General features: G+C 42.7%; 10 protein-coding genes. 5 read left to right on the top strand and 5 right to left on the bottom strand.

The genetic code is table 11. From position 1 onward, the window contains the following. Positions 1-5: 5 nt before the first annotated feature. A complete protein-coding gene (locus WCW_RS03800) occupies positions 6-3,137 on the bottom strand; it encodes a hypothetical protein (protein WP_013181873.1) in 3,132 nt (1,043 codons plus the stop codon). Positions 3,138-3,367: 230 nt separating this feature from the next. Here WCW_RS03800 and WCW_RS03795 point away from each other — a divergent pair, with 230 nt between their 5' ends. Then, positions 3,368-4,375: an IS30 family transposase gene (locus WCW_RS03795; RefSeq protein WP_013181872.1), complete on the top strand. Its 1,008-nt coding sequence runs from the start codon at positions 3,368-3,370 to the stop codon at positions 4,373-4,375. A 257-nt stretch (positions 4,376-4,632) separates the two neighbouring features. On the opposite strand, the gene cydB is transcribed toward WCW_RS03795, so the two are convergent. Both cydB and WCW_RS03785 read right to left on the bottom strand, forming a co-directional pair. After that, complete coding sequence (gene cydB, locus WCW_RS03790) at positions 4,633-5,664, bottom strand: cytochrome d ubiquinol oxidase subunit II (protein ID WP_013181871.1); 1,032 nt, start codon at positions 5,662-5,664, stop codon at positions 4,633-4,635. After that, complete coding sequence (locus WCW_RS03785) at positions 5,657-7,036, bottom strand: cytochrome ubiquinol oxidase subunit I (protein ID WP_013181870.1); 1,380 nt, start codon at positions 7,034-7,036, stop codon at positions 5,657-5,659. Before WCW_RS03785 ends, cydB begins: the two co-directional genes overlap by 8 nt. An 86-nt stretch (positions 7,037-7,122) precedes the next feature. On the opposite strand from WCW_RS03785, the gene folP reads away from it, so the two are divergent. Genes folP through WCW_RS03765 form a run of 4 tightly spaced genes read left to right on the top strand, consistent with a single transcriptional unit; the run spans position 7,123 to position 10,716 of the window. Further along, positions 7,123-7,956 (top strand): dihydropteroate synthase, encoded by an 834-nt coding sequence (folP, locus tag WCW_RS03780; protein ID WP_013181869.1) that lies wholly within the window; start codon positions 7,123-7,125, stop codon positions 7,954-7,956. Continuing rightward, positions 7,953-8,756, top strand: a complete 804-nt coding sequence (cdaA, locus tag WCW_RS03775) for a diadenylate cyclase CdaA (protein ID WP_013181868.1) — start codon at positions 7,953-7,955, stop codon at positions 8,754-8,756. The genes folP and cdaA overlap by 4 nt, the downstream gene beginning before the upstream one ends. Beyond that, a complete protein-coding gene (locus WCW_RS03770; RefSeq protein ID WP_013181867.1) occupies positions 8,744-9,991 on the top strand; it encodes a YbbR-like domain-containing protein in 1,248 nt (415 codons plus the stop codon). The genes cdaA and WCW_RS03770 overlap by 13 nt, the downstream gene beginning before the upstream one ends. Further along, a complete protein-coding gene (locus tag WCW_RS03765; RefSeq protein ID WP_013181866.1) occupies positions 9,991-10,716 on the top strand; it encodes an RsmE family RNA methyltransferase in 726 nt (241 codons plus the stop codon). The genes WCW_RS03770 and WCW_RS03765 overlap by 1 nt, the downstream gene beginning before the upstream one ends. Here the strand turns inward: WCW_RS03765 and WCW_RS03760 are convergent. After that, complete coding sequence (locus tag WCW_RS03760; protein ID WP_013181865.1) at positions 10,681-11,871, bottom strand: ATP-grasp domain-containing protein; 1,191 nt, start codon at positions 11,869-11,871, stop codon at positions 10,681-10,683. The two genes, WCW_RS03765 and WCW_RS03760, sit on opposite strands and share 36 nt — an antisense overlap. Continuing rightward, a complete protein-coding gene (locus tag WCW_RS03755) occupies positions 11,861-12,607 on the bottom strand; it encodes a DUF8085 domain-containing protein (RefSeq protein WP_013181864.1) in 747 nt (248 codons plus the stop codon). The genes WCW_RS03760 and WCW_RS03755 overlap by 11 nt, the downstream gene beginning before the upstream one ends. Between the last annotated feature and the right edge of the window lie 139 nt (positions 12,608-12,746).

Genomic DNA, 12,746 nt, shown 5'->3' with positions numbered 1-12,746 from the left:
ATAGACTAAGAGGCGGCTAAATATCCAGCTTCTATAAGTGCCAAAACAACGCCTTTTTCAGTGATTGCATGCACCATCTCTGTGTCGTCAATGGAACAAAAGCAGCCATCGAGATTCTTTTCCGACAAGAGCTGCATGAATTGCGTTGTCAGCTCTGTTTTGACTTTTTTATGCGGCCCTTCAAACTCTTCCTCGATCAACTCGACTTTTTCTTTCAGAGAAGCGACTCCAAGTCGTTCTTCTTCATTTTTGAGTTTTGTTCGAACTTCCTCTAATTCCTTAGTCAACCGTGTCACTTCTTCTACATTTCTTTCTATACGAACTTTAGACAATTGCCGGTTTAACTCATTTACACTCTTCCTTAGCTCCGGCAAATTTCCCTCTTCCATTTTCTTTTCAAGAGCACTTTTTGCTTGTCTTAACTTTTCATCAATCCTTTTAATCTCGTCGCGATTAGGGACAATCTCCTCGAGCATCTCTTTATAAACCTTATTGGCAAAGTCTTTCGGAGTGACATGTTTATAGAAAATTTCCAAAACATCTTGTAATTCACGGTTAAATAAAGTGTCATTAATGCAGCCAGGATACGCATCGAAGCTGATGTCCCAGGGCATTCCGACACGCTTAGCGATTAGATTTTTCAAATATTTACTTGTATGGACATATTGCCCGTCATCAGGAGCACCGATTAACTCTTTAGCCATACGGTTAATGCTTGTATGATCTAAGTAAGAACCGATCACTTTCTGTACAACGCCTCCAAGATAAGCTTTCGCTTTTTCTGCAGGCGTTGAAGCTGCAGCTGCTCCAAACTTGCGGTATTCATGAGGAAGCTGATTATAAAAAGCGGCAAAACCTTCACTTTTCCCAGTCGCACAATTCTGAATCGATGAAAGCATACGAAGTAATGTTTCCTCCTGAGAAGAAAGGCCGGATCCAGACTGGATTTCAATTGAGCATGCCGCAACATACTTAATCACGGCATACACATGCAAATACCCTGTTGGGACAACCTGATGATCAGCTCCCTTAATTTTCAAAATTTGATTAACATATCCCCCTGTTCCCATGAACGTATGACGTAAAAGTTCATAGGCATTTTTGACATTTCCTGCTGTTATAGCACCATTTACAACAACGCAGTTGGCAACGCCAGAGGTCCATACTTTGTTTCTCTCTTCACTGGAAAGACGCGAAAGTCTTGTCTCAAAGCTGCTAAACAATTTTTCAAGAAATTCAAATGTTACCGAAGAATCAAGTTCTTCAAAAGTGACTCTTTTAGTTTCCCGCACCATCTTTTCAAAATGGGGCTGGTTCATCTTGACCCGAACGCCTTGCAGATCTCTTGTCGGTTTAAGCACTTCAGGCGTTGATATTTCCTTGTCCATTTTCAATAAACGGCCATAGAGCGTATAAGGACTGCGTGCGTGCCCATCTGCTATCGGTACAATTCCCAGCAAAAGAATAAAAAGTTCGTCACCATCGTCACCATCCACAACACCAAAAACGTTGCGGTTATCCCAAATTTTATTCGCAATATCAAGAGCAATCTCTTGATCCGTTTCCACTCTTAGTAACTCAATCAAATATTGCTTAGAATCTGCCTTAATTTGAGTATCTTGCAATGCTTGCCTCACAATAGTCAACCAATCAAAAGGATCAGAGAGTTTTCCACTAAGATTAGCGATGACACTGTTTCTATGCTGTGGCGCGATCATCTTAATACCTGTAATCAGCTCTTTAAATTGTTCAACAGAAGCCACTTGAGAAAGAACTGGTGAAATCGTTGAAAAAAGAGACTCGCGTTGATTTTCCGGTATCCGTTGGATCTCTTTCATCATTTTTTGTTTATCTAAAGCGTTGCTGATTTTTCCGAAAAACTCCATGATAATCTTTTTCGTTTTAATCAAATCCTGCAGCTCATCCTTGTTAACTTCAGCAGGATCATTCAAATCGCAAAGCGCACTCATGATTAGACGCCTTTCGGTAGGATGCATCGAACTTCTAATATGCGTTAGAGCAACAGCGACAACATCTGTTCTCCTTTCAACTGTTAATCCTGAAATATGATGTAGAATTTGTAAAACAGGTTTAAGATTTTCGCCAGCTAAACCGTCAAGGCATTTGTAAATATTCTCTAAGAGCGATATGCTCACATCGTCGGAAACGCCTTCAATACATCTCAAACATTTCAAAAGGACAGTGCCGTCGTCTTCAGGATTTGATAAGAGAAGCACAAGTTCTTCTACTGCTCTAAGATTCTCCTTAGTCTGCTCTTGAATCAATGGGAGAACGTCAGCCAATATAGTCGGCGATGTAATCGTACTCAAAACTTTCTGATGATAAGCAATGGCGTCAGCTCTTTTCCCTATAGAGATATGATTTCGGATCACCTGAAGACAGTTGATCCGCTCTAACGCTGTCTTGAAATTCTTGAAAATAATCGAAGCTGCGTTAAGCAATTCCTCCTCTTCTTCTACAGGGATGCTTTCAAGGGCACGATGCAGACTTTTCAGTTCGGCAGCTTTTGATATCCCTTCTCCAAATCTTTCCAGTCTAGGCACTGCTGTTTCTCTTTTCGCCTTTATTTCAGAGACAAACTTCATTAACTGCAAAAATTCTTGAGCCGCATCCATACTTCCATCAAGCTTCTGAGCATCTTTTAATATCTCAAGACGTTCAGAAGGATTCCCCACTTTCAAAGCTGTAAGAAGAATCGGGCCATTTTTATATTTATCGAACAGTTCTTCTAGAATTGTGTCTAATTCCGGATCAAAAAGAGCATCAAAAGTTGACGCAACGTTAAATAAACGTTTCGCATTTTCAACAAATTGTGCCTGACCCATTGGATTGAATGCATTCAACCCGATATCGTGGACTTTTCCTGCAGTATTTCCATTAAAAGAATCGGGAAGATCATCAGCTGTATAAGGAACATAATGATTAACAAGAGCGCGAAAGGCAGCCAACCCGCCCAATCCTAGTATGGGAAGAGAAACCAATGCAGCCAAAGCCGTCAGTGTGATCACTTGCAACTGTTGCCCAAACGTCAAAGCAGAATCAAAAGCCTCCCAAGCGCCTTCATATTTGTCGGTTGTTGGATTAAAATAACTAAAAAAATTTTTAACTTGCTGCATAGATGTACCTTTTTAAGGGGCCAGATTAGCAAGGCTGTATTAATTTTAAATAAAGAGAGAGAGCCAGAGCGTAAAACACAGGGAAAGTTTGACCCCCTAAAACTGGAGGTCATCCCATGTTTCAGTGTAAGTTCAATTTGCTAGCCGAACACTTATGAACAAAAAAATGATGAAATAAAAAGTTGAAAAAAGCCATAGCTTGTTCCTAAGACTAAAAAGGAAAACAAGCCATGGCTCAATATTGCAGGCTCAGTTTTGCAGAAAGATGCAGAATCGAGCAACTAAAAAAACAAGGGTACGGAGTAAGATCAATTTCAAGGTCCTTATGTCGCAGCCCTTCAACGATTTCTGATGAATTGCATCGTCGTTTTACAGATTATAAGGCGAAAACGGCTCAACAAGATGCGATCAAGAAATCCTGCCAACGAGTGAAAAAGCGAAAAATTTCAGGTTTTTTAGAAGAAGCGATCCTCTATCTACTTACAGAGCTAAGATGTTCTCCTGAGCAAATCAGCGGCTACCTTCGAAAAGATTATGCGTCTATGCCTGAAATGCAAGTATCTCCAGAAGCTATCTATCTTTGGATTTACAGGCATGAAAGACGGGAAGTCATCACTGGTTTTTTGAGAAGGAAACATAGATACCGGAGAAATCGAAACGTAAAAGGTGTTCATAGAGGTGGAATTAAAAACCGTGTCAGTATACGGGAACGCCCAGGATCTGTTGAGGATAGACAGGAGGTTGGTCATTGGGAAGGAGATCTTATCATTGGAAAAAAACAGGGTTCCGCTGTTGGGACACTCGTTGAAAGAAGTTCCCGATATACGATTTTGGTTCAACTAGATGGCAGAGATTCTGAAACAGTTGTCAGTAAATTTATTTCATTTCTCAAAAGAATTCCCGCCCATTTGAGACGCAGCTTGACTTATGATAATGGATCAGAGATGGCTTATCATGAAAAGATCTATGAACAGGTAGGAACAAAAGTTTATTTTGCAGATCCAAGAAGTCCTTGGCAAAGGGGAAGCAATGAGAATACAAATGGATTGATCCGAGAGTTTCTTCCAAAAAGTACAGATCTGAGTGTTCACTCACAAGAGAAATTAGGAGGGATTGCGTCCTTGCTAAATCGCAGGCCTCGAAAAATTCTAAACTTCAACAGCCCTGAGAAGGTGTTTGAATATTGTTGGGAAAACGAATCGGCTAAGCTATCTAAATGTCTCATTGATCTTGAATAAGAACTTCTGATCAATGTTAAATTTCACATGATGATTGTTCCGTGGACGGGGCATTTAAGGAGCGAAAGCTCCGTAATGCCATTAAATTTATGAAATGGCCGAACCGAGCTGCCCTCACAGCTTGGCGAGGTGAGGCCATTCTGAAATTTACAGAATCTTAAAGAAAAATCCCTACAATTCAAGCAGTTTTAAATCACGAACAAGCTCTACTGGCTTTCTTGTTCATAAGTGTTCGGCTAGCAAATTGAACTTACAAATCAGTAGCTGGTTGAATCCAATTTGACTTTCCCTCTGAAGATGTAATAAATGGCAATCGTATAACCTAATACCATCGGAATACCGATGAGAGCGATTAAATGCAGGATAGCTAAAGTTTTGTGAGATGATGCCGAATTCCAAATTGTCATGCTTAATTGAACTGGATCATTAACAGCCCGGACTGCATTCGGAAAAGTACCGATGCCAAATAACGCCATCAAACAGACAATATTCAATACCGAAGAAAGGAAAGCCCTTCCATCGCGATTGTGATGAATTTCGCGAGGAATATTCGCAATAGCAAGCATGTTGATGAAGGCTACGAGAAGAAAGAAAGGCCTCTCTTTAATCGCTTCTACCATATGCGGATAATAAATCAGAGTCGCTACTGTGGTGAAAGCATACAGCATGATAAAAAGAATGATCGCCGGGTTTACCCACTCTCGCATCTTATCATGAAGCGTTCCTTCGGTTTTCATCAAAACATAGATCACTCCATGCATGGAAAACAGAGCAACGACCAAAACGCCTACCAATAAGGCGTAAGGGTGGAGCAAGCTTTCAAAGCTCCCGATAAACTCTTTTTGATGATCTAAAGGAATTCCTACAATAAGATTTCCCACCACAATCCCAAGCCCTAAAGCAATCACCAATGAAGCAGCGCTGAATAACAGATCCCACATCCACCTCCACCAAGCCATCGGCTGTTTACTGCGAAACTCTATCGCCACTGCGCGAAAGATCAGCCCGGAAAGCAAAAGCATGATCGGAATGTAAAATGCTGAGCAGAAGGTTGCGTAAACATCTGGGAAGCCCGCAAACAAAGCCCCTCCTGCAGTCACCAGCCAAACTTCGTTTCCATCCCACACAGGACCAATGGTATTAAGCATTAAGCGACGCTCTTCGTCGCTCTTGGAAAAGAGATGGAAAATTCCAACTCCTAAATCGAAACCGTCCAGAATGGCAAAGCCGGTCAACAACACGACAAAGATTGCAAACCAGGAGAACTCAAGGGTAAACACCTCACTCATTGTCAAACCTCTCGGCTAAAACATGCAAGCTGTGATAAGGAGTCTCTGCTTCCGGCTCATCAGGGCCGTGTTTGATTTTTTCATTGAAAAGGTAAAGGAACATGAAAAAAAGAAACAGATAAACGGCTGTAAACATAATCAGCGAACCTAAGACATGTTCAGCCGACACAGACTTCGACAATCCCTCCGAGATTCTAAGCAGATCCTGAACAATCCAAGGATACCTTCCCATCTCAGCTGCCACCCATCCCGCCTGATTGGCCACCTGAGGAAAGATAACGGAAACAGCCATCAACCTCAACACCCCTTTACTCTCGGCTAACGTTCCCTTTCTCCACTTCCACCAAGCTAAAATCACAGTAACCACCATAAGGCCCCACATGAACAACATCATCCTGTAAGTCGTAAACACTGCCTTTACATTGGGCCAATCTGCTCGGGGCACTTCATTCAACCCTTTGATTTCCGCATTAAAATCATGGAAGGAAAGAAAACTTAGGAACTTGGGAATGGAGACTTCCTTTTTTACCAATTTAGCTTCAGAGTCGGGTACTCCAAACAGCACTAACGGAGCTCCTTTTTGCGTTTGATAAATTCCTTCCATTGCAGCCAGCTTCATCGGTTGATTTTTTGCCACACCGCGCGCGCTCATATCCCCTATCACGGCTTGCAAAGCAACCGAAACTCCCGCAACCATCAATGCAACACGCAAAGAATTGACTGCAAACTTCTTGTGTCTGCCTTTTAAGAGGTAATAAGCTGAAACGCTGATGACAAGAAACGCACCAGCCAGCCATGCCCCCACAATCGTATGAAGGAGACGATCAACTGAAGAAGGATTAAAAACCATCGCCCAAAAATCGATAATTTCAGCCCGGGCACTCAACCCATCGCCGACAATATGAAAACCGGCAGGCGTTTGCATCCAGGAATTCGCAACCACAATCCAAATTGCACTGAAGTGAGCTCCTAAGCAGACCATAATCGTTGAAAAATAGTGCAGCCGGGGACTGATCCTTTCCCAACCGAATAGAAGGAGAGCGAGAAACCCTGATTCGAGAAAGAACGCAAAAACCCCTTCAGCAGCCAAAGCGCTTCCGAATACATCGCCAACATAACGGGAATACGAAGCCCAATTTGTCCCGAACTCAAATTCCATGACAATGCCGGTTGCTACGCCAATCGCAAACGTCACAGCAAACATTTTTGTCCAAAAACGCGCCATACGGAGGTACGACTGATCCCCTGTTTTCATGTAGATGCCTTCAATAATGACCAAAAGAAGCCCCAAACCAATGCTCAAAGGAGGATAGATGTAGTGAAACATAATCGTAAACGCGAACTGCATACGCGCCAAAATCTCAACGTCCATAAGAATCTCCCGAATCGTATAATGGAATATGACAATTTACTTATTAATCGTCAAATATTGCTGATATCTTTTATACTTTAGCTGATATGGCCATTTTAAAAACGCAAATCATGGGAGTTCTCAACGCAACCCCCGACTCTTTCTACAGCCAAAGCCGCTGCTTTAGGAACGATCTGGCAATTGCAAGAGGATTGGAACTCTTTCAAAAGGGCGCTGACATCATCGACATCGGCGGCGAATCCACTCGCCCATATGCTGATCCGGTAAGTGAAGAAGAGGAGTTGGAGCGCGTCGTTCCCGTAATCAAAGCTCTTAAAAAACAACTCACAATTCCCTTATCTATCGACACAATGAAAGCCAAAGTCGCCAAAGCCGCCCTGGATGCCGGTGCATCGATCATTAACGATGTCTCCGGCTTGCAAGATCCGGAAATGATCGCAATGGCAGCAGATACAGGAGCGCGCATCTGTGTCATGCACATGCAAGGAACACCAAAGACGATGCAGGCAAACCCCATTTATCCAAAGGGCATCATCAAAGAGCTCCTCTTTTGGTTTGAAGATAAACTGAAAGCTTTGCAAAAAGCTGGAATCAAGGAAAACAACATCATTATCGACCCAGGCATAGGGTTCGGAAAAACAGTTGAAGATAATTACCAAATCTTACACAATTTGCAAAAATTTAAAGAGCTAGGTTTTCCAGTACTTCTGGGCCTTTCCCGTAAATCATTTATGGGTAAGGTTTTAAATAAACCTCCGGAAGATCTTCTGGCGCCGACAATTGCGCTAGGCGCTCTTGCGATGAAAGAAAATATCGATATCCTCCGCGTTCACGACGTAGAAGAGCATCGCAGTACAGCGGTCATCATGGAAAAATTTCTCAGCTGTTCGGAAATGAAAGGGCGACACATAAACGCATGAAAATATTTCAATTAATGGTTCCAGGTTTAGAGATCCTGATCATCGCGATCATGGTCTATTATCTGTTAACCTTTTTTTGGAATACCCGAGGCATGGATCTGCTTTTCGGCATCATGGCGTTCGGTTTGATCTACGTTGCTGCCGCTATCTTCCACCTTCCTGTTTTACAGAAACTTATGTGGAATTTCGTCAATGTCGCCGTGGTTGGATTACTCATTATCTTCCAACCTGAACTGCGTATCGCATTGTCAAGGCTGAGCGTTAAAGGGAAAAAATATCGGGAAATCACAGAGTTTGATAAATTTCTCGAGGGGATCACCCACTCCGTTTACCGTTTGTCGGAACGGAGAATCGGCGCACTTATCGCCCTTGAAAACCAGACTTCCCTCGATGAATTTGCGAATAAAGCCGTTAGGCTGGATGCAGAATTTACTCAAGAACTGCTCGAGTCGATTTTCAGCACCACGACTCCTTTGCACGACGGCGGCGTCATCATCAGAGGAACCAGCATTTTGTCTGCCGCAACCATCTTTCCTCTTTCCGATGAAAGCGTACAGCTTAGCAAATCAATGGGAACAAGGCATCGAGCAGGGCTTGGCATCAGTCAGATTACCGACGCCTTAGTGATCGTTGTGTCCGAGGAAACAGGAAAAGTCGCCATTGCAAGAGATGGAATCATGACTAGGGGCGTGAAACCGGATCGATTCAAAGGGATTTTGAGAAGTGTCTTCACTCCTCAGAAAACCGCAGTCGAAAGCAGCCTGGACTTTTTGGAAAGGTTTAAGCAATGGAATCAATAATTTCGCAAGCTTTTTTCCAAAACTGGCAACGCAAAGGAATCTCCTTAGGTGTCGCAATCATCGTTTGGATTTTTGTTAACCAATCGATTACAGAAACAAAAACAGTTCCCAATATTCCAATCAAAGTGATTAACCTTCCTCAAGATAAAACGATCGGAGGCTCTTTGCCAAACGGATATCTGAGCACACGGCTAACATTGACTCTAAGCGGATCAAAAGACGTCGTCAAGGAGCTGGAGCAAGGCGATCTTGAAGTGCTTCTGGATGCATCCACTGCGGATTCGGACAACTGGGTAATCCAGGTCTCTAAAAAAAACCTCGTCAGCCTTAATCCTTCATTAGACTTGCGCCACCACATCAACTCCGTTTCCCATCCCGAATTTGTGATCAAACTCAGCGATTTAATCAGCGATACGGTACCGATCTGGGTAGAAACTCCAACTGGACACCCGCCTCACGGATACGAATTCTTGGATATATGGCCTGAACGGCTTTCTCAAACGATCAGCGGACCTAAAGAAGCGATACAAGAATTGAAGATCAAAGGGCTAAGCCTTGTCATCAACATGGACAAGATCACAGCTTATGATCTGGATAGAATAAAGGAAGCACAGCAGAAAAATCACGGCAATGAGATCAGCTACCTTATCCCGGAAAAGTGGAAAAAAGTCCCTATCCCTTTTAGACACAACATCCTTCAAGAGATCAATGACCCCGAAGCCCGCAACTTAAGGATTAACTTCCTGAAACAGCAGCTGATCCCTATAGGAAAAGAGATCCCGATTACCGTGTATTATCCTATTAAATACAGCGAGACGATCAATCCAACGACTCACTCGCTTGAAGAAGGGCCTTTAGTCAAATTAAAAAACGGAATCACAATATTTACTCTCCCTCTCTATGTCAAAGATGTCAGCCGACTCTTTCTTGACATCATTAGGGAAAATATCGAAATCGTTCTCGTTGCCTCTCCAAAAAATGAAAGAGAGCACCTTCAGTGGAGCATTGAAGTGGTCGACCCCAAAGAAATGGAAGACACCTATGTTGCCTACGTCATTGCCGAACAAAAAGAGCAGGGGGATCAGGTATCAAACCTTTCAAAGCGTGAAGAGGTTCTGCGCAAACGTTTTAGAGACTATATGCAAAAACTTGCATTCTATCGGGAAGATGGAGAAAAATTAGAGATCTTTCCGATCTTAAAAGAACACACGATTACCTTCAGCCCCATCAACTAATGCCTGTCGACCGCTTCTATCTAGATAGCCCCCTAGAACTCGACTCCCGCATTGCAATCGGTGGACAAGAGCTGCATCATTTGGCTCACGTCTCCCGTGCCCGAGCCGGAGAAGAGGTTGAATTGATCAATGGAAAGGGAACACTGGCAGTTGCAGAAGTTCTTGAGATCAAAAAAAACGAAGCTTCTTTACTCATTCATTCGACAATCAGTGAAAAGCCTTCAGCATTTCCAATCATCATTGCTCAAGCGATCCCTCGGCCAAACCGGTTGGATACGATTGTGGAAAAATGCACCGAATTAGGAATGGATGAGCTGCGACTGTTCCCGGGAAAATTAAGTGAAAAGAAAGATCTCAAAGAAAGTCAATTGGCTAGACTCACTAAAATTGCGATTTCTGCAGCAAAGCAATCAGGAAGACTCTTTATCCCTTCTATCACCTTTTATCCCCCAATCAGCAAATGGCCCCCCTCCGACATTCCTCTTTATTTTGGCGATCTTTCCGACAATGCACCGCTTTTCTTTAAGCGCTGGAATACATCTCCCCCCAAACAGGGGATCGCCTTTGTGATCGGACCGGAAAGCGGCCTCCACGAAGAGGAAGTTCTTCAGCTAGAAAAACTTCACGCGATTGGAGTTAAGCTGCATCAAAACATTTTGAGAACAGATACAGCCCCTCTTACTGCCTTATCACTCATTGCCCACTTCAGAATGTGCAGGCTTTGAATCCACAGTCAACATCTCATCCCAATCAAGATCATGAGTATAGTAGACAGGAATCGATAACCCGCTCTTTCGGCTTTTCCAAAGATAAGATCCCAAAACGACAGGCTCGCAAAAAAACGGGCGCAAATCATTAACGCTGAAGACAACGTCCTTAGTTGTTAGCAATTTTCTCATAAATTTTAGCAGATTTTTATGACGGATAGCGTCTTTCCAACCAAAGATTGCCATACCTGCCAATATCTGCTGAGTATTGCCAATTCCAGCATAAACACAGGAATCTGTCTGATTGAGAAAGGCAGAGGCAAGGTTTTCGCTTAATCGAAATAGGTGCACTCCGCTTGTTGCACGTGGGTTGCACTCGATTGAATACAATTTCCCTTCAGGAGTTTCAATGAAATCAAACGCTGCATGGCCTGTTAAGTCAAGCTTATCTGCCAGATTTTCCACCCAGCGACAGATGGCAGGATGCTCAATGGATTCAAAAGCAAGGCAAGAGCTCTCATCCATTGTATGCTCAACCGGATAGGCGGTATGCGCTTTTACTTTGCCTTCATGGCAAATACTGTACGAGCAATACTTTTCTCCTTGAATATACTCTTGGGCAATCCAAGGATTTTCCTTAGAAATTTCAATATTCGGAATCTCTTTTCCAGGCTCCATCCTAACGATTTTTCTAGACCCTCTGGAATAACAAGCTTTTAATACATAAGGTTTTGAGTAGTTCAACTGATTAAGATCATCCCGAGAACGAAGGAGAAACGTTTCAGGCGCAAGAATTCCCATAGAGCGCAGCTTTTCGATAAAAAGCCATTTATGATGCAACGTATGAACAATCTGAAAGTTTGGACAAAAAACGTTGACATGGCCTGGCAGCCTATTCAAAAACAGAGCCAAATACATCACCTCTTCCCAAACAGGAATGACCCAATCGATCTTTTCTTCCTCAATGATGCGGTTGATAGAAAGGATAAATTCTTCAGTTTCAAAACGGGGGCTGGGAATTTTCAAAAACTTATCAACCGCATTCGAATATTTGGACACATGCGTTCTGGACGTATCGCATGCAACAACCCGATGTCCTTGAACATTGAGATGGCGCGCAATTTCAAGAGCGCAAGTTGAACGAGCTCCAGTCAATAAGATGTTACTGGTCATAGCGATCTGAATCTCCTTTTCTTGGAATATGGATAATGAGCGCCTTAATAAAATCCTCCCATTTTTCTCTATGTATCAGCCCTTCGATCTTAGAAAGATCAATTTCTACCTGACAGGAAAAATCTAAAATCATGTCATCTGTGAGATTACCGATATCCGCTTCATCCTGCAAACTTCCTTTGATCCCTTTGATAAATTCTCCCCAAATCCATCCCCCTCGTTGACGAATGTTATGCATATAAGCTTTAAGCTCCTCATCTGTGAAGGCCGTTTCCAAAAAACGCAAAGGATGCAGCTTATCGATCCTATCGCCTGCAGCTTCCAATTCTGAACGGTATTTCAACAACCCGGCAATCGATTTCGTTGCCAAGGTTTTTAAGATGAAGCGAAGATCTTTTTTTTCCGACTCAGCAGCTTTTCGATCATAGTTGCGATAGCCAGCATATGTTTTCTTGGGAACAGGCTGATCGAAATCAAGGGAAGTGACCCAGATCTTCTGCCCGTCAAAGGGAAGAAAATATTCTTCTTCGCAAAGAAAAGCCCCCTCCGTAATAAATAACATCTCTTCTTTTGTAAAGGGAAGCACATCCTCAAGAGATTCTTTAATCTCCCAAACAGTGGCGGGTGTTTGAATGTCGCATAAATATTCTTCCCCCTGCTCTGTATAGAAAACTGCTTGACTTGCCGATAAAGCAACAGCATTGATTAAAAAACACCCTAACACCCCCTTTTTCATGAGAACACTCCTATTTGTCAAAGAATCAAGTAAATTCAATACATTAGAGGAGAAAAGACAAGCTTTCAAGGGAATTCTTTTGCAAAGTTGATCCAAACACGCTATAAAAGGTCGTTTTTAACTTACCTGATCCTTTTCA

It is taken from the genome of Waddlia chondrophila WSU 86-1044, assembly GCF_000092785.1.
GTDB classification, from domain to species: Bacteria; Chlamydiota; Chlamydiia; order Chlamydiales; family Waddliaceae; genus Waddlia; species Waddlia chondrophila.
This window is presented reverse-complemented; position numbering and strand designations above follow the sequence as displayed.